23 protein-coding genes and 3 tRNA genes are annotated in these 21,629 nt (G+C 46.7%); 10 read left to right on the forward strand and 16 right to left on the reverse strand.

Annotation, left to right across the window (positions count from 1 at the left end; translation table 11 throughout):
* Positions 1-24 precede the first annotated feature (24 nt).
* The gene (locus tag ABH008_RS21015; protein WP_347987562.1) at positions 25-462 is read right to left on the reverse strand and encodes a hypothetical protein; all 438 of its coding nucleotides are present in this window, start codon (positions 460-462) and stop codon (positions 25-27) included.
* Positions 463-828: 366 nt separating this feature from the next.
* On the opposite strand from ABH008_RS21015, the gene ABH008_RS21020 reads away from it, so the two are divergent.
* From ABH008_RS21020 to ABH008_RS21065, 10 genes are all read left to right on the forward strand, one after another.
* Positions 829-1,863, forward strand: coding sequence for an IS110 family transposase (locus ABH008_RS21020; RefSeq protein ID WP_347985910.1), 1,035 nt, complete (start codon positions 829-831; stop codon positions 1,861-1,863).
* Between the two features lie 573 nt (positions 1,864-2,436).
* Positions 2,437-3,447 carry a porphobilinogen synthase gene (hemB, locus tag ABH008_RS21025; RefSeq protein WP_347987563.1) on the forward strand — a complete coding sequence of 337 codons (1,011 nt, stop codon included), beginning with the start codon at positions 2,437-2,439 and terminating at the stop codon, positions 3,445-3,447.
* Positions 3,448-3,461: 14 nt separating this feature from the next.
* Positions 3,462-4,001, forward strand: a complete 540-nt coding sequence (locus tag ABH008_RS21030; RefSeq protein WP_347987564.1) for a hypothetical protein — start codon at positions 3,462-3,464, stop codon at positions 3,999-4,001.
* Positions 3,998-4,834 carry a shikimate dehydrogenase gene (aroE, locus tag ABH008_RS21035; RefSeq protein WP_347987565.1) on the forward strand — a complete coding sequence of 279 codons (837 nt, stop codon included), beginning with the start codon at positions 3,998-4,000 and terminating at the stop codon, positions 4,832-4,834. Before ABH008_RS21030 ends, aroE begins: the two co-directional genes overlap by 4 nt.
* 46 nt (positions 4,835-4,880) lie before the next feature.
* Positions 4,881-6,920 carry an oligopeptidase A gene (gene prlC, locus ABH008_RS21040; protein WP_347987566.1) on the forward strand — a complete coding sequence of 680 codons (2,040 nt, stop codon included), beginning with the start codon at positions 4,881-4,883 and terminating at the stop codon, positions 6,918-6,920.
* Between the two features lie 115 nt (positions 6,921-7,035).
* Positions 7,036-7,323: a hypothetical protein gene (locus tag ABH008_RS21045; protein ID WP_347987567.1), complete on the forward strand. Its 288-nt coding sequence runs from the start codon at positions 7,036-7,038 to the stop codon at positions 7,321-7,323.
* Positions 7,324-7,459: 136 nt separating this feature from the next.
* Positions 7,460-7,603, forward strand: a complete 144-nt coding sequence (locus tag ABH008_RS21050; protein WP_347987568.1) for a hypothetical protein — start codon at positions 7,460-7,462, stop codon at positions 7,601-7,603.
* A 104-nt stretch (positions 7,604-7,707) separates the two neighbouring features.
* Positions 7,708-7,784, forward strand: a tRNA-Pro gene (locus ABH008_RS21055).
* Between the two features lie 6 nt (positions 7,785-7,790).
* Positions 7,791-7,867, forward strand: a tRNA-Arg gene (locus ABH008_RS21060).
* A 17-nt stretch (positions 7,868-7,884) separates the two neighbouring features.
* Positions 7,885-7,960 (forward strand) — tRNA-His (locus tag ABH008_RS21065).
* 73 nt (positions 7,961-8,033) lie between these two features.
* On the opposite strand, the gene ABH008_RS21070 is transcribed toward ABH008_RS21065, so the two are convergent.
* From ABH008_RS21070 to ABH008_RS21140, 15 genes are all read right to left on the reverse strand, one after another.
* Positions 8,034-8,993, reverse strand: coding sequence for a tyrosine-type recombinase/integrase (locus ABH008_RS21070; protein WP_347987569.1), 960 nt, complete (start codon positions 8,991-8,993; stop codon positions 8,034-8,036).
* A gap of 205 nt (positions 8,994-9,198) precedes the next feature.
* On the reverse strand, positions 9,199-9,426 hold the full coding sequence (locus ABH008_RS21075; RefSeq protein ID WP_347987570.1) for a DUF4224 domain-containing protein: 228 nt from the start codon (positions 9,424-9,426) through the stop codon (positions 9,199-9,201).
* Positions 9,423-9,908 carry a FlhC family transcriptional regulator gene (locus ABH008_RS21080; RefSeq protein ID WP_347987571.1) on the reverse strand — a complete coding sequence of 162 codons (486 nt, stop codon included), beginning with the start codon at positions 9,906-9,908 and terminating at the stop codon, positions 9,423-9,425. The genes ABH008_RS21075 and ABH008_RS21080 overlap by 4 nt, the downstream gene beginning before the upstream one ends.
* Before the next feature lie 8 nt (positions 9,909-9,916).
* Entirely contained in the window at positions 9,917-10,510 is a 594-nt protein-coding gene (locus ABH008_RS21085) for an STAS-like domain-containing protein (RefSeq protein WP_347987572.1), read from the reverse strand.
* Positions 10,511-10,575: 65 nt separating this feature from the next.
* Positions 10,576-11,169, reverse strand: a complete 594-nt coding sequence (locus tag ABH008_RS21090) for a FlhC family transcriptional regulator (protein WP_347987573.1) — start codon at positions 11,167-11,169, stop codon at positions 10,576-10,578.
* The gene (locus ABH008_RS21095) at positions 11,170-11,451 is read right to left on the reverse strand and encodes a flagellar transcriptional regulator FlhD (RefSeq protein WP_347987574.1); all 282 of its coding nucleotides are present in this window, start codon (positions 11,449-11,451) and stop codon (positions 11,170-11,172) included.
* Between the two features lie 433 nt (positions 11,452-11,884).
* The gene (locus tag ABH008_RS21100; RefSeq protein ID WP_347987575.1) at positions 11,885-12,190 is read right to left on the reverse strand and encodes an integration host factor subunit beta; all 306 of its coding nucleotides are present in this window, start codon (positions 12,188-12,190) and stop codon (positions 11,885-11,887) included.
* A gap of 42 nt (positions 12,191-12,232) precedes the next feature.
* On the reverse strand, positions 12,233-12,643 hold the full coding sequence (locus ABH008_RS21105) for a biopolymer transporter ExbD (RefSeq protein ID WP_347987576.1): 411 nt from the start codon (positions 12,641-12,643) through the stop codon (positions 12,233-12,235).
* Entirely contained in the window at positions 12,621-13,322 is a 702-nt protein-coding gene (locus ABH008_RS21110) for a MotA/TolQ/ExbB proton channel family protein (protein ID WP_347987577.1), read from the reverse strand. Before ABH008_RS21110 ends, ABH008_RS21105 begins: the two co-directional genes overlap by 23 nt.
* Positions 13,323-13,497: 175 nt before the next feature.
* The gene (locus ABH008_RS21115; protein ID WP_347987578.1) at positions 13,498-14,277 is read right to left on the reverse strand and encodes an energy transducer TonB; all 780 of its coding nucleotides are present in this window, start codon (positions 14,275-14,277) and stop codon (positions 13,498-13,500) included.
* A gap of 7 nt (positions 14,278-14,284) precedes the next feature.
* Entirely contained in the window at positions 14,285-14,563 is a 279-nt protein-coding gene (locus ABH008_RS21120; protein WP_347987579.1) for a hypothetical protein, read from the reverse strand.
* The gene (locus ABH008_RS21125; RefSeq protein WP_347987580.1) at positions 14,556-15,938 is read right to left on the reverse strand and encodes a TolC family outer membrane protein; all 1,383 of its coding nucleotides are present in this window, start codon (positions 15,936-15,938) and stop codon (positions 14,556-14,558) included. The genes ABH008_RS21120 and ABH008_RS21125 overlap by 8 nt, the downstream gene beginning before the upstream one ends.
* A complete protein-coding gene (locus tag ABH008_RS21130; RefSeq protein ID WP_347987581.1) occupies positions 15,935-19,009 on the reverse strand; it encodes an efflux RND transporter permease subunit in 3,075 nt (1,024 codons plus the stop codon). Before ABH008_RS21130 ends, ABH008_RS21125 begins: the two co-directional genes overlap by 4 nt.
* A gap of 1 nt (position 19,010) precedes the next feature.
* Entirely contained in the window at positions 19,011-20,159 is a 1,149-nt protein-coding gene (locus tag ABH008_RS21135) for an efflux RND transporter periplasmic adaptor subunit (RefSeq protein WP_347987582.1), read from the reverse strand.
* Positions 20,143-21,414, reverse strand: coding sequence for a PepSY-associated TM helix domain-containing protein (locus ABH008_RS21140; protein WP_347987583.1), 1,272 nt, complete (start codon positions 21,412-21,414; stop codon positions 20,143-20,145). Before ABH008_RS21140 ends, ABH008_RS21135 begins: the two co-directional genes overlap by 17 nt.
* Positions 21,415-21,629 lie beyond the last annotated feature (215 nt).

The following is a 21,629-nucleotide window of genomic DNA, read 5'->3' on the forward strand; positions in this document are numbered from 1 at the left end:
TTATATACCTAGCCTCAATACTGCTTATTCATCAGTCAAGCCATTTATACCTTCGATATTCCAGTTATCAATACTGGCAACACCAGAAAGATCATCGCCATTTTGATATTGAATACGGCATACATAGTGTCGCATAGAGCCTGCTGCGTCTTTCGGCGTAATCTCGGCATCCGCATTGACAATATATTCATAATTACCCAAACTCCACACATTGGTAGGCTGGTTAGCAAAAGCCACAGCGGTCTCTTCACCTAAATCTTTTTTGATATAGGTGTTGCAATGTGAAAAGGCAATTGCCGTCATATCATTACTAATCGGCAATGGGCTGGCAAGATCTTTACTCTCGACCAAAAACAAATCGGAAGCTGCAATTTCATTCATGTAAGGCAAAACAAATTTAATTTGTAATGCTAGCAGACCAGCCAAACAGACAACAAATAACACAATACTCTTTTTATTCATAAATGCGGTGTATGTTTTTATAATAATAGTTATGGTTTTAAAGCGAATTCTAACAAAGATCAGGTACCAAGAGAATGCTAAGTAAGCTATTGATAGATAATAAGCTTCAGCATTTTAGCACAGCTTAGCACCTAAAGCTTGGATAGCCACCACTGGCAACGCTAGGCAAGGTTACCACAAAAATATCAGTATTCTACAAATCCTGTAACAGTTGCTAAATTTGCGGTTAGAATACTGTCATCAAGAAAAAAATGAGTAACGATTCAACGTAAAGCTAAGTTTTTATAGGATGATGGCATGGACTTCTCCCCACCCCTAACGGTGTCATAATGCACCTGGCAAATAAACAAGGGTAAGGAGAAATCCATGATCAAGAATAACGTAATTGGTTTAGATTTAGCAAAAAACATTTTTCATCTGGTGAGTTTTAATGCTGAACTGAAACAGATTAAAAAGAAAGTAAAGCGAGCGGATTTATTGTCGTACATAGCGAACTTGCCAGTCAGTATCATTGGTATGGAAGCCTGTGGAGGCTCGCATTATTGGGCGCGAGAAATCAAGAAACTGGGGCATGAAGTGGTATTGCTGAATGCCCGTTATGTGAAAGGGTTTGTGGTGGGCAATAAAAATGATTATAACGATGCAGAGGCTATTTGGACGGCAACACACCAACCGAAAAGACGAACAGTTTCGCTTAAGACGCTTGAGCAGCAAGATATTCAAATGCTGCATCGATTGCGTCAAAGTACAGTGGATGAACGGACGGCGGTGGCGAATCGAATTCGGGGTTTTTTAGGTGAGTGGGGAATTGTGCTGCCTATAGGCATCAATCAGCTCAGAACGCACCTCACTGAAATTATTGAAGATGCTGAGAATGGTTTAAGCGTGATCAGTCGAAATCTGTTTGCCAAACAGCTTGAAAAACTCAAGGAATTGGATAAAACGATCAAAGAGTATGATAAGCAGATTGATCAACTCTGTATTCAGAGCGAATTATGTCAACGATTTGTAGAGGTTCCAGGTATAGGAGCCATTACGGCTACTATGGCTGCATCGGATATAGGGGACGGTAAAGGCTATACCAAAAGCAAAAATTATGCAGCCAGTTTAGGCATTGTACCCAAACAGCACACGAGTGGTGACAAGGTGGTGTTGTTGGGTATCAGTAAACGAGGTAATGGCTATCTGCGAACTTTACTGATTCACGGCGCCCGATCAGTCTTGAAAAACTGCCAAGGTAAAACAGACTCGCTAAGTCGATGGTTGCAGGCGCTAATTGAACGACGTGGTTTTAACAAAGCGGCCGTCGCACTGGCCAATAAAAATGCCCGAATTTTGTGGGTAATGGCTACACAAAATAAGAGGTATGAGGTTAGGTCCGCCGATGTAGTCATGTCGTAGCGTGTAGGCCGGGTTATCCACGCCTTACCCAACACCTACACGTGATAGAAGGGTTCCGGTGTTGGGTAAGGCGTGGATAACCCTCAGTTGATATGATTAAAAGTGAATGGTGTAACACAGAGTAAAACAGATTGCGGAGGCAAGTAAATCCAATTGATGATAACAACAGGTCAGACCGGTGCTATTTATCCCGTTCAAGCACATAGATTTTAAAAATCGTTAGGATGTTTGTGGAAATAGCGCGCGAATACGTTCATCAAGGTTCAGTGGTTAAATTAATCAACCTCTAATTGAAACCGAATATATGGCGGCAATCTTGATTACTTTTGAAATCATTCATTTTGGTAAAATTTGTCTTGCAATAGGGGGGAAGTCCATATATGTGTCGATGCCAGAATGAGTATCAATGTCCACTGATACGCTCCACTCTATTCAGAACATACTATATTCATTTGATTTTAAGCTAAAAAATTACGCCGAATAGTTAAAAATTTATGATTTATGCAAATGTTACCAATAGCCAATCAACCTGAAGCTTAGCCACTATTTCCAAACATTCTTTTAAATCCAAAAATGTCAGCATCCAACAGTATTTTTCCAGCCACCCGCTTACGCAGAATGCGTTTTCAAGATTTCTCTCGCCGCCTAATGAGTGAAAACCAACTCTCAAGTCATGACCTGATTTGCCCGCTTTTTGTGATTGAAGGCCATAATAACCGCCAAAGCGTTGCCTCCATGCCAGATGTATACCGATTGTCTATTGACTTGCTATTGCATGAAGCAGAAGCTTTGCTGAAGTTGGGAATTCCCGCTATCGCTTTGTTTCCAGTGATTGCCACGGACAAAAAATCCCTTACCGCCGAAGAAGCTTTTAATCCGGAAGGCTTAACCCAACGTTGCGTTAGAACCTTAAAAGCCCATTTTCCAGAATTGGGAATTATCACCGACATTGCTTTAGACCCTTTTACGTCCCATGGTCAAGATGGTGTATTAAACGCAGAAGGTTACGTACTCAATGACGAAACCGTTGGTATTTTATGCAGACAGGCACTTTCTCATGCCGAGGCCGGCGCTGATATTGTTGCCCCTTCCGATATGATGGATGGGCGCATTGGTGCCATCAGAACAACATTGGAAGCCAATCAGTTTATAAATACCCGAATTTTGGCTTATTCCGCAAAATACGCGTCAAGTTTTTACGGCCCGTTTCGTGATGCGGTAGGCTCCGCAACTAATTTGGGTAGCGGCAACAAATACAGTTATCAAATGGACCCTGCCAATTCCGATGAAGCAATGCGCGAAATAGCCCTGGATTTACAAGAAGGTGCCGATATAATTATGATTAAGCCCGGCATGCCTTATCTAGACATTATTCGTCGCGCTAAAGATCGTTTTGGCGTTCCAACTTTCGCCTATCAGGTCAGCGGCGAATATGCCATGCTGAAAGCCGCCGCTCTTAATGGCTGGTTAGACGAAAAAGCAGTGGCGTTGGAATCTTTGCTTGCATTCAAAAGAGCAGGCTGTGATGCGGTTTTAACATATTACGCCAAAGCCGCTGCTGAGTGGTTACAACTTCAAAAATAACTTTTAAGAGTTCCATGAATATGCAAAATGACACATTAGCTGAACAGCGTAGACGCTTCCGAATTGAGGAAGGTATTTTTATCCTGTTATTATTACTATCCCTGCTTGGCATAGCCGTTACCCATTTTTCCCCTGAAGACGGCTATCCATACTGGCTGATGATGGTGGCTGTATTTGCAACCCTGGCTGTAGCCGTTTCCTGGTTTCAAGCAAAAAAAGGAACAACTGATTTCGGTGCTATCGTTAAAGAACAAACCCTGCATTGGCTTAGCACCTTAGTGGTAGTGGGTGGCGCATTTATGCTGCAACAAACCGGGCGTTTTGACGAACCTACGGCGAGCTTAATTGTATTATTAATACTTTCTTTGGCCACCATTCTGGATGGTATACGTATAGGCTGGCATTTTAGTGTCGTCGGCTTATTTCTGGGTGCTTGCTCTATTATTATTGCTTATACCAATGAATTTATGCTGGTTGCTTCATTTCTGGCAATTTTGATTGTCACCGCCACTGTTTTCTGGGAAATCCGCATACATAGACGGTCACAGCTATGAATACTATTGACCGCTATGCTGTGTTTGGTCAGCCTATTAATCACAGCAAATCGCCTCGTATTCATAGTCTATTTGCCGAACAAACTGGGCAATCAATGCAATATGTGGCCCAAGAGGTTAGCAGTGCTGCTTTCGACACTACCGTAAAACGTTTTTTTGATGAAAATGGCAAAGGATTGAATTGCACAGTCCCGCTTAAGGAATTAGCTTGGCAATATGCTGACTCACTCACTGAACGCGCACGTCAAGCCAAGGCTGTCAATACGCTGAGCCGCCAAGCAGATGGCAGCATACTAGGCGACAACACCGACGGCATTGGTTTAGTGAATGACTTAACCCTCAACCACCCTCTCAACTTGGCTGGTAAACGGATTTTAATTCTGGGAGCCGGGGGCGCTAGCCGTGGCATTATTGCTCCTTTGCTGGCCTTGCTTCCAGATCAAATTACCATAGCCAATAGAACCATCAGCAAAGCAGAAGCAATGATTTTAGAATTTGCTGATCTGGGTTGCCTACAATCCACGGATTATGCAAAACTAACCGGACAATCGTTCGATTTAATTATTAATGCTACCTCGGCCAGCCTGAGTGGGGAATTACCACCTTTACCACCCAATCTGTTAGCCACTGCAGGCAGTTGTTATGACTTAGCCTATGCTAATCAACCCACTGCATTTGTGCGCTGGGGTCACGCGCAAAATGCCCTGCACAGCCTAGATGGTTTAGGTATGCTGGTTGAGCAAGCAGCACAAGCATTTTTTGTCTGGCGCGGTATTCTTCCGCATACGGCGCCCATTATTGCTTTGTTAGATAGTGAGCGTAAAGCTAACTAACTGAGTTAATCGGCCTCTCTTATCTATACTTACTTATCTTGATGCTATGAATAATCCCTTATTAGAAAATACCCCTTTACCGCAATTTTCCAAAATTTTACCCGAGCATGTGGAGCCAGCTATAGATCATTTATTAAACATCGCCCGCACCACTATAGCTGAACAACTGGCTAGCGGAGGCCCTTACACTTGGCAAAACTTAATAGAAGTTATTGATAATGCAGAAGATCGTCTAAACAAAGCCTGGTCACCTGTTAGCCACATGAACTCGGTGGTAAATAGCGATGCCATGCGTGATGCTTACAATGCCTGTTTAAGCAAACTCAGCGAATACGCAACCGAGGTTGGGCAAAACCAGGCATTGTATGAAGCTTACCAAGCCTTACATGACGGCAGCGATTTCGATCACTTAGACCGCGCACAACAAAAAGTTATACAGAATGCACTCCGCGATTTTCATTTATCCGGCATTGACCTACCACCAGATCAACAAACTCGCTATAAAGAAATTAGCCAACAACTCTCTAAACTAGGTAGTCAATACGAAGAAAACCTATTGGATGCTACCAACGCCTGGCATAAACAAATTATCCATATAGAAGAACTGGCAGGATTACCAGAATCTGCCTTAGCACAAGCCAGACAGGCCGCCTTAGCTGAAGATAAGGATGGATGGCTAATAAACCTGCAATTCCCCTCTTATCTGGCCATCATGACATATGCCGATAATCGTGAACTGCGCCGCGAACATTATGAAGCCTTTTGCACCCGCGCTTCTGATCAGGGCCCTAATGCCAGTCAGTGGGACAATACTGAGGTAATGGAAAAAATTCTGGCATTACGCCACGAAAAAGCACAATTACTGGGATATAAGAACTACGCGGAACTGTCACTGGCTAAAAAAATGGCTGAAAGTACCGCACAAGTGGTCAAATTTTTGGAAGATTTGGCGGATAAATCATGGCGTCAGGCCCGTCGTGATTTAGCTGAATTACAAGAGTTTGCAAGCAATGAATACGGTTTACATCAATTGCAAGCCTGGGATATTGGTTATTACTCGGAAAAAATGCGCCAACATTTCTATCAACTTTCTCAAGAAGAAGTGAAAGTGTATTTTCCAAGTAACCGAGTTATTCCTGGTTTGTTTGCCATCGTCGAAAAACTGTTTGGTTTGCATATATCTGTTATTACTGACTTTGATACTTGGCACCCCGATGTCAGTTTTTATCAAATATCTGACCAACAAGGTCAAGTACGTGGGCGTTTTTATCTTGACCTCTATGCTCGCGCCAAAAAACGTGGCGGTGCTTGGATGGACGACTGCGTAAACCGTAGAAAATTAGCCACCGAGATCCAGATTCCCGTGGCATATCTGGTCTGTAATTTTACCCCGCCGACCGGCAATGACCCAGCCCTACTCAGTCATGATGAAGTGCAAACTCTATTTCATGAATTTGGCCATGGCATCCATCACATGCTAACCCAAATTGATCATTTGGGCGTATCCGGCATCAACGGCGTCGAGTGGGATGCCGTTGAATTACCCAGTCAATTTCTGGAAAACTGGTGTTGGGAAAAAGAAGCGCTGGCCTTAATTTCCGGGCATTACCAAACGGGTGAGCCCCTACCTGAATCATTATTTGCCAAAATGCTAGCCGCAAAAAATTTTCAGGCAGGCATGCAAATGGTCAGACAACTGGAATTTAGTCTGTTTGATTTCAAAATTCATCAGGACTATACCCCAGACAAAGGCGGCCAGATTTACCCAATTCTGCGACAAATCCGTGAGCAAATTGCAGTGGTAAAAGTACCCGATTTTAATCGTTTTGCGCATAGCTTTTCGCATATTTTTGCTGGCGGATATGCAGCAGGCTATTACAGTTACAAATGGGCTGAAGTGCTGTCCAGCGACGCATATTCTCTATTTGAAGAAAACGGCATTTTTGACCGTGTTACTGGTGAATCGTTTCTGCATAATATTCTTGAGCAAGGCGGCAGTAGCAATGCCATGACATTGTTTAAGAATTTTCGTGGGCGTGAGCCGAGTATTGATGCCTTGCTCAGACATAACGGTATTGCCGCCTAAAACTATACCCACATGTAACGACCTTCTGTTTTTTACATGCCAACTAACCCAGCTTTAATCTGATTAGGTACTTGCTTTGCATTGCAAAGCAAGTCATCCTTGAGAAGGAGTATTTATGCGCAACTGTCCTCAATGCGGAAAAGCACGTAAAGGTGAAGAATTTAAATGCCCAACTTGTGATGTTTTCTATTCCAAGTTAGACGAGCTGTTATACGAAGAACAGCAAAAAAACGAACAAAACACCCTTAAAGGTCGCTTAAAAATTATTTTTGCCGCCGACAATCGTAAACAAGCAGCCGTTGCAGAATTGACACACATTTGGAAAACCACACCACTTAAAACCAAAATTACTTTATGGACCATTTTTGCATTTGTATTTGCACTCGTGGTATCGGTTTTATAACTTTTCTACATTCAGTTTCGCTCAACTAAAGTTGTGTCTAATTGACACTAGACAATACTATTTTACCCGGTAAGCTAAATGCTTATTTTTCGACTAATTGCAATGTAACTATTTGCTTCATTGAACAGGAGGAATTATGGGCCCCTATTATCGCGGCACTTCTCAAGGCATAGGTGGATTTTTTGATCTGTTTTATCAGCATCCAATTTTAATGTTAGTTTTAGTAGCTGCATCTATTGCAACTGGAATTTATGTTTGGCGTCGAAAAAAAACTGAATAACAAATAAGCTTTAAAAAAATCATTTGACCTGATAAGAAAATACCGCTAATATATTCAGACTTTACGGGGAGCTTCAGTTTCTCTGATCTAAAAGTAAGTCAATTCGGGGTATAGCGCAGTCTGGTAGCGCGTCTGCTTTGGGAGCAGAATGTCGGGAGTTCGAATCTCTCTACCCCGACCAAGATTTGCGCTTGTAGCTCAGTAGGATAGAGCATCGGCCTTCTAAGCCGAGGGTCGCAGGTTCGAATCCTGCCAAGCGTGCCAATCCTAAGGTCATTATGGTGAGCGTAGCTCAGTTGGTAGAGTCCCGGATTGTGATTCCGGTTGTCGTGGGTTCGAGCCCCATCGTTCACCCCACCAAATCAACAACTTACAATAAAAAATAATTAGCTTTGTCTAACTATTTCGCAACTGTCTAACTTTTTTCAAGTTAGCGTATCGGTTTTACCTTACTAGGCTTTCTTTCATAGACCCTTCTTGTGGTCGTTGCGCTAGCATGACCCAAAAGTTTCTGAGCATTTTCTTCGGCATCTGAACCTGCTTTTGCTCTCAGATCATGGAAGGTAAATCGTTCTTTAATTGCACCCGTTTCAAGTGCTTTATTCATAAGCCGCTGCCAATTACATTTGAATCCTTCGCTGGTATATTGTTGTCCGCGTTCGTTGGCAATAATATAAATGATGCTATCAGCATGCCTTGGATGATGCTTTGCCGACTCAATTGCGGCTTTCAGTGCAGGCGTCCATTCAAAAATTTGTTTTTTACCTGTTTTATTTTGAGTAACTGGCACACCATTTTCTGTTAAATCTGCATATCTTAGATTTAAGATATCGCCCTGACGCATTCCAGTGGTTGAAGCAATTTCCATGGCAGCGGCGAGCACAGGGGATGCAAGTGATAATACCGCTTCATACTCCCAATCTTCAACATAACGATCCCTGGCCTTTTCTTGAAAGTTCTTAACATTTTTACAGGGGTTGTCCTCGACAACACCCCAGCGAATTAAAGAACTAAATACCGAACTCAGCAAGGATTTTTCTCGGTTTGCTCTGGTTTTTGCGGTAGCGCCTCTGGCATCCATATAAGCATAGATATGCTTTGGTTTTATATGTTCGGGTCGCATTTTTCCAAATGCTTGTCTAAGGTTTTTTATTTCAGCAAGATTATCTGTCTGAGTCCTAGGCGCTTTGGTCGGAATGATCTCTTTCTCGTAGCGTTCAAAATATTCGCTCATTTCCCCTAGATGAACATCTGTTGATTTCAGTTTTGCTAACGCCCGGTACATTTCACTTTCTGTTTGCCCAAGCCGAATCCATTTTCGGTCAGGGTTGGTGACGAAATAAAATGCGCCGTGCTTCTGGTAAACGCGTGGCGGGAGTTTTCGTGACATAGGATTTACTATCTCGATTTTGGTTAAAAGTTAGGCAAATCAAGGCATACGCCTTAGTGTCGACTAGGAGCTTTTAAATCGTTGAAAAGTAATTCTTATGCAATCAAATTGCGGTAGGCTCATCCTCCCTATGTTTACTCTGGCTCCCTTGCCGAATTGCATGCTAATTATGTTACTTATGGACCTATAAAGCTAGACTTCCAACTCAATCCGATTTGCATGGTCTCAAAAAATCCAGGTTTGGGCCTTCTGGTTCGCTATCGGTCTTTGCTGGGCGCAATACGGAATGGACTGCATCCCAGGTCGTACTGATTTTTCCATCATACCGGACGATGAAGCCTATACCATGTCCGCTCAAAACCGTTTTTTGTTTATTTACCGACTTAGAACCGGTTAACTCTGCAAGTTCTATTTGAGAAAGCAGTTGACTCATACAGGACTTCCCAAGTGAGGCAATTTACAAACTAAGCATCGGTCATTCAATTCTTCCGTAGCATTAATTAATACTGCAGCGCCACAAGGGCATTTAATCAGGCTTACAATCCTTTTTTGCACTTCTTTTGCAATTACCCACGCGCCTGAAAAATCAAGTTGACTGTCCTGTGAATGGCTTGTAAAAATATCAAATGCCATGATAACTTTATAAATAAGCTCTTCGTCAGTTTTGGAGTTTGCAGATTTAAAATAAACTGCAAACAGCGTTGCCTCCTGGTATCCCTTAATCGTTCTGGTAAGACCTTTGGTTGATTCTTTCGGCCTGCCACCCTTTGACGAACGACCATGCATTTTCTTGTAGGTGGGACGAAGCACTTTCATGGGGATTCCGGTTACCTCATGGATGATGGCAATCAGGGCGTGACGCTTGAGTAATTCAAATGCCAGCGCGTGCTTTTCAAATGTTGTGATGTCGATCATTTTCTACCTCAACACAAAGAACCGCTGAAGGCTAAAAGAATTTCACCGACATTAAATTGTCGATTGGCAATATCCAAGAGGAAATCGCTTGAAAAACGTGGCGAAAAGCATAACCAACCGCATCTTGCAATACGGTGAATATCCTCAATGGTCAATTTACTAAGCGCTAATCGTATTTCTTCTTCTGCAATGCCCATCATCAATTGAGCATTGATCGCATTATCCCTAGCCATTTCTCGGGCTTTTACCAGCCAAAACAGATTTAGTTGGTAAATTTCTTCATCGCAAAATTTATTACTCTGCTTGGAAAGCTGATCAAAATAGTCATCCAGATTAATAAAAGAGTCGTTTATACGCTCCCGAACATCTGGACTTAGATTGATCAAATGTAATTGGCTTTTCAGAAAATCAGCCCCAAACTCCAATACCAACGGTAAAAATAACTCCCGAGAAAAACCTTGGGTAATGGTATTTATACCCTCAAAATCTATGCTCAAGGGCAAGTTTTCGGCAAGACATTCGCGGACTAATTTTGTCAGCTTTTTGCCATGACATGGTTGAGGGATTTTTGAATTGGTGATAGTTTTGACAACAATAAACACTCGCTTTCTCCTAGGCGGCCATTAAATCGTCCATAACCGAGCTATGATTAACTCCATACGAGTGACTAAGCGATTTGCTTGGCTTTAGCTGAAGACCAACGACGACGCCCAATTCGATCTGCCCATACCTCGCAAATCGGACATTGCTCAAATGGATCTTTCAGAGTGTTCAGTCGAAGAAACCGTGCTTGGCATTTTTTGCAAATCACCAAATTGAGTAAGTTTGAATTGAATTGATGATTCAACTCCCAGGCACGATTAATATCTAACAAGATAAATTGGGCGACACTTTTTTCCAGCTTGCTGGGTCGTGGGTTGTTGGCAACCACTTGGCAATACAATTCATACGCAGTGATGAACAGCCGTGCATCGTGATCGTCATCGGTTTGCAAATTGGTCAAATCCTGAAAGATGCCGAGAAATATGGAGGCATGGAGATTGTTAACCGAGGATCGAATAATCCAAGTCTGATCATAGGGCAACAAGCCCTGCTTGGGAGATCTTTGTTGAGTCGCTTTATAAAGTCGGATAGCAGTTTTTTTGCTAAAATTACAGAGACTAACTACCAAGGGCGTCCGAGCTCCCAACGAAAACAGTTTTTCAGCCAAGACTAATTCGTAACTAAAACCGGATTTAAGCTTAAACAAGAGTATGCACATTTACATATTCTCCTTGTCAGCATTAGACTGGAGGAGCAAGGCCCCATGAGAAGCTAATGAAATATCATTGGGCGTTTTCATTGGAACCAGTCTGATGACGGTTCTGGTAACGGCAGAAATCTCTCTAATTTTTTCCAGGGAAAATTCAGCAATTTCTTCTATCTGTTTTCTGTCCACCCCGAATCGCCAAGCAGCCTCCAATGGGTTGCTTCGAGCGCATTCGCGGGCCAGCATCAGATACTCAAAATTCAGTTGAGCAAGGTCTTGTTCCAGTGTTGACATAGTCTCCTCTTCGCTTAATGACGATAGTGGGTGCTATGCTATGGGTAAGGTTAAGAAATGTCCCGGACGAAAAGTGACTGTTTTAGGGCACAATTCGCGAGAAGCCTTGTTCGGCGCGGGGTGCAAATTTTAAAAAAATACTAAAAAACAGCGATATTTGATGGTATTGAGAAATTTCTATCTGGAATTAATCTGATTTAGGTACTAATTCCGCTTGTGAAGCGCCACAAATCAATTTGGATTTATCTGGTGTGATGTCATATTTGCAAAACTGGGCAACCCAATAACGGAAAATGACATTTAACAGACTCTGTTTTAAGCAGAGCAAGACTAAAAGCATAAGAATCTCTTATAGTCTGAAACCATTCGGGCATTATTTTCTTTAATGGCCTGAAGCTGACTTTTCAGGCCATTCCCTATGAGAACAATATATTCATTCTGGGTTTTTACATTGCTTACGCACTGTATTCACCAAAAGCCGTAATTCCTGCCCCGGCTTAAAATGAACTACCTGCTTTTCATTGATAAGTACTGCTTGGCCGGTTTTAGGATTTCTACCGGTATGTGCATCACGCTGTTTCACGGCGAAACTACCAAAACCCCTGATTTCGATGCGCTCGCCGTTAGCAAGGGTATGGGTTAGTTGTTCGACGATGCTATTGACTGCCCTTTGAACTTGTTTTACCTGTAAATTTGGCCGTTTGTTGACCAACACTTCTATCATTTCGGATTTTTTCACTTTCAAACCTGATGTATTGCCATTATTTTTGAATTAAAATTTCTATTGCTGCAAAGTCACAAACGACAACTTGCCGACCCCCGAGCGCTGAGCACTCGCCATCACCTTGGCGACAGATTCAAATACAGCTGCTTTATCCGCGTGCAGTTGAATGCTGATATCAGGATCGCGTTCCTGTAGTGCCTTGAGTTCGGTTTCCAGGGAGGCTAATGGCACAGGCTTGTCATCAAGTTGCGGTTCGCCTTGGGCGTTGATACTGAGGATGGCAATGTGTTTGTCCGGAGCAGGTTCGGTTTGTTCGGTTTTCGGCAGCTTGACGCGCACGACCTGGGTTAATAGCGGTGTAGTGACGATAAACACCACCAGCAATACCAGCATCACGTCTACTAACGGCGTGACGTTGATTTCGCTCATTTCGCTGCTTTCATCATCATTGGGCAGTTGTATGGACATGGTTATTCTCCGTGGTTTCAGTTAAGTCGTTTTCAATGCAGCTGCGCAAATAGTCGGTGGCAAAATGTTCAAGATTTGCAATTGATGTGCGGTTTTGGCGTAGAAAAAAGTTGTAGGCAATCACCGCCGGAATCGCCACGGCGATACCTAGTGCTGTGGCTATCAAAGCTTCGCCGATAGGGCCGGCCACTACATCCAGACTGGCATTGCCTTGGGCGCTGATATCCTTCAGAGCATGCATAATGCCCCAGACTGTGCCGAACAAGCCGATAAAGGGCGCTGTGCTGCCAATGCTGGCCAGCCAGCCCAATCCGGATTCCATCAGCGCTTTCTCTTTCTGTAATTGCTGACGCAAAGCCCGTTCGATCAGTTCGTGCCAGGCGGCATGATGTTCCAACGTGTTGGTCTTAGTCAGATTCTTGGCTCGGGCATACGTCTGGCTGCCGACGGATAATACTCGGCCAGCCTGAGTGGTGTGGCTTTTGTCAGTCTCAATTTCCGCCTGGGTCAGCGTGGCCATCCGGCTGATATCGGTAAACTGGTTAATGACTTTTCGATTGCGATACCTATTCAGCGCCATTTCCCCGGCTTTCAAGATAATCACGCTCCAGGTCAGCAACGAAAAACAGCCGAGCATGCACAGCGTGCTATCAACAATGGTGGTTTCGGAAAAATTCAAAGTGGTCTCCTTTCTAGTTTTAGTTTTAGTTATAAATTTGTTCGAAATGGCTGCTATTCGCTTGATTAAATTCCATGTAATCGCCCGGACCAACCAAATCCGGGCAAATCAACATCCTTGTTGCCCCGGATAAGGTAAGAGGCAGGAATCCGGGAATACTTTGGGGGGGAAATCATCATTGCAGGCTAAAATCAATCGGCACACTGGCCCAACTGGCTTCGGCAAACTCGCCGCGTTTGGCCGGCACAAACCGCCAGTTTTTGACGGCTTCCAGTGCTGATTCATCCAATTCTTCATGGCCGCTGGAACGTTGCACATTCACTTGTGCGGCATGACCGTCTGCGGTGATGTATACCCGCAATATGACCAAACCTTCCCAATGCCGCTGCCGCGCCACCATGGGATAGACCGGCTTGGGGTTGTTCAGATAATTGGCGTCCGAATTGGCTGGGGTATACGTATCGTTGCGCGGTGAAGCGGCACGCTCATGATTTTCAGTCGGCGGTGCCGAAGAAGTAGGCGGTGCAGTGTCCGGCTCGTCCTTTTGAACTTCAACCTGTTTCACTTTCGTTTCGGAAGGCAACGGCTTTGGTTTCGGCTTGGGTTTCTTTAATGGTTTGGGGTCAGTTTTTTTCACCTCTTTGGGTGGCACTGGCGTGGGCGGCGTGATGGGTTGGTTGACAGCCGGTGAAGGCGGCGCGGACAACATCATGTCTATCATCGGTAAAGGCGCTGCTGCGGAAAACGGAAGTGGTGCTGGGCGATTGACATACCAGAACAACAGACAACCATGCAGCAAGGCAGCTGCCAAAGTGGCAGATAATATCCCGAGTGGACGGCGATACTTATCTGAATCAGGCGTTGCGATCAAGGGCAAGCCTCCATCGTTGGGCGTACTCAAAGCCGAAGGCAAAAACAGCGACAGGCTCGGGAATCGGATAATCGATTGATACATGGTTCGACTACCGTTGTCTTTGCAGCTTTGACGACACATCCGATGCCTGAATGTTCGCTGTGACCGGTAACTGCTGTTGTAGCTGGTGCATCTGAGTTTGCAGTGCTTGCAGCGCACCTTGGGTCAGATGCAACTGCTCTTGCAGATATTCAAAGTGGATCTGAAAATAGCGGGCGGTTGGAAACCCCGCACCCGCTTTTAAAGCCAGATCGGTTTCGACGACTGTTTTTCTGGAAAGTGACTTGCTTTGCATGCGTTTTCCTCCGTTAATTTTTTTATTATTCATTCTGCGATACCGGATTTGGATTCGATTGCAGGTTGGAGTTGCTGTCTGATTTCAGCCAACTGTTCACCTGTTGCAGATCTTGCGGTGACAGTGAGCCCACTGCCTGTTTCAGGCGGAGGCTGTCAAGCAGATAGTCGTAGCGAGCTCGGGCATAATCGCGCTGAGCTCCCAGTAGTTCGCGTTCGGCGACGATGATATCCAGTGTCGTTCGCCGTCCAGCGTTAAAGCCGGCCTGGGTGGCGGCCAACCCTGTTTCGGCTGACTTCAATGCCTGTCGTAAAGCCTTAACCCGGCTGATGCCGGCCACTACCCCAAGATAGGCTTTGCTGGTCGCTCGATGAACCGTACGCTTTTGCTCGTTAAGAGAGGCAATAGCCTGACGGTAACGATGTTCGGCTTCACGAGTTTTCGAGTTGACCCGGCCGCCTTGATAAAGTGGGAAGTTCAGATTCAGGCCGACAATGTTGTCTTCGATGTCGGCGGTACCGAAGCGGCCGCCGGAAGTGGCGAAGTTGTGATTGCCTTGCGCATCCAAGGTCGGCAAATGCCCGGCGGACAGTCGTTGGATTTCGTTCTTGGCGACTTGAACGGCTTTTTCATTGGACAGCACAACCGGATTCTGGGACAAGGCCTGCTCTATCCAACGTTGCTCATCGGTTGGATCGGGCGCTATCAAGGGAATTTCTGTGCTGAGTACGGCCAGACTATCATGATGGATGCCTGAGACTTCCTGCAAGGCTTCGCGTGCATCGCGTAACTGGTGTTCGGCGGCCACAGCATCGGCTGCGGCGCGGTCGGAACCCGACTGGGCTTCCTGGACATCGGTATAGGCCAAATACCCTACCGCCTGCCGCTGGCGGGTTTCGGTAAGCTTGCGCTCCAGGGATTGTTGTTGGGCCTTGGCGAACTGTAGATTTTCCTCGGCAGCCAGTACATCAAAATAGCGTTCGGCTACCTTCAACATCAGGGCGATTTCGGCAGCGCTAGTATCGGCCTCGGCTTGAGCAATCTTGCTATCGGCCTGCTCCAGCGCTACCCACCTGTCATAGTGTAATAATGGCTGAGTGATTGACAGGTTATAACCGCCGGACATGAAGGCGTCATTACCACTGGCGCCGATGGCGGCAGCCCCGCCTAAGCGGATGTTTTGATAGTCGCGGTTGATGTTGGCAGTAAATACCGCTTCCGGCAGAAACAGTGCGGCATGGGCTTGGCTCTGACTTTCCAGTACCGCTTCCAAACCTTCTCTGGCTTTTTCCAGTTGCGGGTTGTCGTTGAGCGCTTCCCGGTAAACAGAAAGTAAGTCCTGAGCGTAAACAAGAGTACTTTGTAGTATCAGACTTATCACCAAGCCAACTTCTCTGATGCGCTTCATACTGCTTTCTCTCTCATAACCCAGCCCATCGCCAACCGATACAGCAGCGGCATCATGAACAAGGTAAACAACGTTGAAAACCCCACACCCCAGACGATGGCGGTCGCCACTGGTTTCCACATAGTTGCGGAGGTATCGTCGCTGAACGCCAAGGGCAACAAACCGACCAAAGTAGTGAGGGAGGTGATGAAGATCGGCAATAAACGCCGTTTTGCCGCCCAAACGCTGGCATGCACTACGCCCATACCACGTCCCAGACGATCATGGGCGGCGGCGAACATCAAAATCGCTGAATTCACTGCGATGCCGGCCAGCGCCACACCTCCATACATCGTGTACAGACTGACCGGCTCGCCGGATATCAACAAACCCAATATGACGCCGGCAAATGCCATCGGGATTTTCAACAACACCAGAAACGGCAGGCCGTAGCTTCTAAATTGGGCACCAACAATGATAAAAATCAAGCCGATACCTAACACGAACAACTGCCAAAGTTGTTTCAAACCTTCCTGCACGGTTTCCATTTCACCGCCAAACTGCACGCTGACATCGGGATATCGGTCTTTGACCTGTTGCCAGCGTTTTTCAATTTGCTGGTTGGCGGCCAGGGTGTCCATCTGGGTTTTGTCGAGTGCGGCTTGCAGGGTCTGTACCTGTTGAAAGTCGATATGATTGATGCTGGCCGGGCCGATGCGCGGTTCGGCGGTCACCAACTGGCTGAGCGGTACGCTGCTGCCATCGGCTCTGGCGACGGTATAACGGAGTAACTCGGCAATATCATGTACCTGGTTTTGATAGGCTCGCACCCGCACTCCGACCGGTTCGCCCTGTTCGACGAAGCTAGCGACGCTTTCACCATCGGCCAACAGTTGCAAGGTACGGGCTACGGTTTCCGGGGCAAGACCTGCACGTTGCACCGCTGCGCTGTCCAGACGCAATTTCAGTTCGGAAAGACCGGGTATGATATCCAATCGGACTTGACTGACCCCCGATGTGGCAGCAACAATAGCTTTTAATTCGGCAATGGCGGAATCAAGTTCAGCGCCTGGGCTACCTTGAATATTCAGATTGATGGCTTTCCCAATCCCACCGCCTAGCGCAGAGCCTTCACCCTCCACCCAAGCTTCGACAGCACCCTCCAGATTGTTCAGCAAGGGTTTAATCAGCGGTATTAAGGTCGCCGAATCCCGGCTGTCACGGTTCAAGCTGAACCATAAATCCCCATATTGATGACCATATAGATATTGACCTTCTTTAGCGATAGCACCGCTTTCTGCCGCACTCGCCCGCAATTCGCCGGGCTTTAAAATAGCGGTTACCCGCCGTTCGATTTCCTCCAGGGTTTCCAAGGTTTTGGCGGAAGGCGTACCGTTGTTCATTTCCAAAGTGACGACAAACCCGTAATCCGGCACAGCCGGGAGCAAATTGAATTTCACCCAGGAAAAGACTACAGCAGAACAAGACAAGACGAAGAACGCCAGCAAAACCCACAAAGCGCGTTTGGGGTGGCGCAGCACCTGAATCAAAGCTTGCGTATACCGGCGCTGTAAACCCTGCCGCATGGTTTCACGCCAACTAGCACTATTAGCACTGGTCTCAGCTTTGACAGTGGCCGCAGCGTGCGAGGGTAAAATCCATAAGGCCTGGACGATGCTGATAATCAGAGCCAGACACACGACCTGCGGCACTACACCCATCAAGTGGCCCAGAAAACCGGTCATCAGCATCAAAGGTAAAAAGGTGGCGATGGTGGTCATCGACGATGTGGTGACCGGCAGCCAGACTTCACGCAAGGCCGACACCGTGGCGGTCAAGGGCGCCAAACCTCTGCGCAATTGTTGGCCTACGGCTTCGATCACCACTACCGCATCGTCGACCAGCATGCCCAACACAATGATCACGCCCAGTAAGACACTGAGATTCAGCGATTGCTTGGTCACTTGCAGGGCAATAAATACCCCAGCCAATGAAAACGGCACCGCCAGCGTGGTGAGCAGGGACAGCCGGGTGCCCAACAATAGCCAGGTGACAGCAAATACCAGCAACATCCCCGACCAGGCGTGTTCTTCCATGGTCGAAATCGCATTACGAATGTTATCCGAGTCATCGATCAGCAGGAATAACTGCACACCGGTATTAGCGCTAACCCGGTTGCGGGCATCGATATAAGCTTTCAACTGATCAATCAGGGCCAGGGTATTGGCGCCGGGTTGCTTGAACGGCATCACCGCTACCGCCGGCTGGCCGCGAAACCGCGCCCCCAGCTTGACCGCCTTGCTGGTGCGGCTAATGTCGGCCAGATCGCCGAGTTTTACTTCGCCTTTGGCGGCGATCACCGGCAATTGCGCCAGGCGTGCGGCTGCATCCTCGGTGCCGGTGACCCTGAGCAGCCATTCTCGTTCATCGACTTTAACAACACCGGCGGCGATATCCTTAAAATAACTGCTAACGGTATCGGCCAGCGCCGTGGGACTAATGCCCAGTCCGGCCAGCCGTTCGGGATGAAACACGACATGCAATTCCGGATCTTCCAGCCCTTTGGTTTGCACCATTGCCACGCCAGGCAGACGCTGTAAATCGAGTTTGACTTGGCGGGCCTGTTGACGGAAATTTTCGTCTTCACCGGGACCGTAGACCAGAATCTTGAACCAGTCCGAGCCTAGATTGCCTTCGAATATCTCCGGCATGGAGGCGGTTTTGGGTAGTTCCGATTGTGCCAGGTTTTGCAGTTCGCGCCGCAATTCCTGAATGCGCCTTTCGTACAAGGGCTTATCCAGCTCTTCAAACAAAACGGTTACTGAAGCCATGCCGCTTTGGGCATTACTGTTGACATGTTTGATGTTTTTGATCTTGCTGCGCAGCATGCGCTCGACTGGTGTCACCAGCAGACGTTCGACATCCTCGGCGCTGGCGCCGGGCATGGATAACGAAATATCAGCGGCTGTGGCTAAAGTGTCCGGGGCTTTTTCCTTGGGTAGTTGCGTATAGGCGAGCGCCCCCAAGATCAGCACCATGAAATAACTCAGGTTGGCCAGGACATGATTTCGGTACAGCGCGTTCAGCCACATCTCAGGGTTTTTCCTTGTCCAGGATGGACTCGGCCTTACCAAGCTCGTTTCGTGCTTTCGACTCCGCTTTGATTACTGCACCTTCCTGCAAGGCGAATTGCCCGGTGATGATGATTTGGCTATCGGCAGGCAGGCTTATTGCTGCCGGGCGGCCGCTTTGCGCGTCCGGCAAGTCTTGAAAATGTGCGATGCCGTTCTGATTAACGAACACACCTAGTTGTTCGCCGCGTTTGACCAGCAGTTCCGCCGGGATGTGGATGATTTTGTTGCGCCACAGCAAGCGTCCGGCGGCGCCGGGTTCGGCAGGATGGCCAATGAAATCCAGCCGCGCTTCCTGGGCGCCGGTTTCGGTACGGATGGTTGGCAACAGCGAACGTAAATGCAGTGGATAAGTAACGCCGTTGTGTTCAAATGTCAGCGATTGGGCTTGGAGTAAGGCAGGCGTTTCCCGGCTGGAGACCTGGGCGGATATCTCGGGGTGGCTGGTGTCCAGCAGCCGCACCAGTGATGTCCCTTTTGCCGTAAACTGTCCTACCGCAATCAAGCGTTCCGTCACGACACCGGCAAACGGCGCTTTGACAGTACAGTTGCTGATTTGCCGTTCGGTGGTTTCGATGCGGGCGGCATGGGCGGCGATGTCGCCATGCAATACGGCCAGTTGCGAACGTTTTTCCTGCACCTGTTCTTCCGGCAGGGTTTGCTGTTGGGCCAGGGTTTCCGCCTGTTTGAGCTGCCATTGCGACAGTTCCAGCTTAGCCTGGGTGGCTTGGCGTTCGGCTTGCAGTCTTGTCCGTTCCAGCTCGAAATCCCGGCAGGACAATTGCACCAGCACCGCTCCAACTTTAACGGTATCGCCAACCCGTACCGGCACATCCAGCACCAGGGCGTCGACCTGGGCGGCTATCGGCGAATGGTTCAAGCTTACTACCACGGCAGGGGCGGCGGATTCGGGGTAGATTGCCAGTTGCGATAGTAACGCTGTGCGTACCGGGTTGGGTTCAGCAGCTTGGATTGATGGAAAAAAGCTCAGAAACACCCAAACACCTAGAATCGGCAACGTGTTTTTTCGTAATTCTGCATACCTGATGACTGCTGATCTAGTTAGCTGTTCACAATCGACGCAATCCAAAAAATTAAGCTTTGGATTCATCTAACCTTCTTCGCCGTTCTTGCGAAAAGCGATAAGCTCGACGTTTCTTTAGCCAAATATAAACGCCGGTGATTGACAGCATTGCAACCACCAATCCCATCAAACAAACAAAGATTTTGAATGGAATGCCCCAGACTCTGGCCATGTGTAGTGCGAACAACCACATACTGATAGTAAAACCTGTATTTTGGCCAGAAGGTAATATGACGCCTGCATATGTGCAGCTAGTTCCGTCAAACCAAACTACAGTGCTTCCGTTTTGCTCGTTGATATCCCGGTCGCTTTTGACGCTATAGGCAAATAACCCTTTTTCCGGTTGATAGGCTAAAGCTTCCTCGTTGAGTATTTGAAAGTGCAGTTTTTGCGACTGTTCGGCCATCAAGCGTCGGCCAATGTCATGAGCACTATGCCAGTCAATATCCGGTACAGGGCGAGGATCGGGGAGATTGGCGATTGGAAATTGGTTAAAATCCGGTAAATCAAACAATGTGTTCATCACCGGCTGGTAAACTTGCTGGCGTAAATTAAAACCTACTGATGACCAAGCAAATACAAATAGTATCAACCAAGTCCACAAACCGCCAGCTCGATGTAAATCGAAATTGACTCGAAACGCCGATGCTGGAAACTTGATTTTCCAGGCAATCGCCCAGCGTGACCAAAACCCACGATCTTGTTGGGGAAAATCAACTTTTGCCCCAACTTTACTAACACCTCGACGTACTGGAAAAGTCAAATAAAAAGCCAGAAAACAGTCCATTGTCCAAATCAGCGCCGCGATGCCGAACAACCATACGCCCACCTCACCTAAGGCCAAAGAGTAATGCAGGCTATAGATAAAACTTAGAATATTCCGACGAATTATCGGCCACAGGCCTTCATCCTTACCGAATTCGATTAACTTGCCGGTATAAGGATTTAACCGAATCGAGTTATGTCCCAATTCATAAGGTTTACCGGTTGTTAGATCGGTACGGGCAATCAACCTAGCCTCATAAAGCTGATCGGGTTTACGGTTAAAACCAATAATATTGATATCCGCGTGCGGTCCGAGGCTCAAGGCTTTTTCTCGCAGGGCGAAATCATCCAACATGGGGCGGTCTTGCATTTCCACCAGATGTAATTCGGGATTCAACCAGTTATCCAATTCATGAAAAAACGCCAGCACACTGCCGGTCAATCCGGCAACGGTTAGAAAAAAAGCCATGTACAAACCAGCGTAACGGTGGATTAGCACCCAAAAATATCGTGTCATAGTCGTTTGAAAAATTCTTTTCATCCAAATGATGGCAGAGAAATCGTAACCTCCCTAGAATATCTAAAAATTCTTATTAGGCTGGAATACCTGCCGGCATTCTGAATCGAAGAGATTAATTGCGATGATGAATATCTCGAAGGCTAGGATGATTAAAACGACTTGAAAAGTGCGGATCAAAACCCATCTTCGGCGAATTTAAAAAAGCTGGGTTT

Origin of the sequence: Methylomonas sp. AM2-LC (genome assembly GCF_039904985.1) — a bacterium.
Taxonomy (GTDB): domain Bacteria; phylum Pseudomonadota; class Gammaproteobacteria; order Methylococcales; family Methylomonadaceae; genus Methylomonas.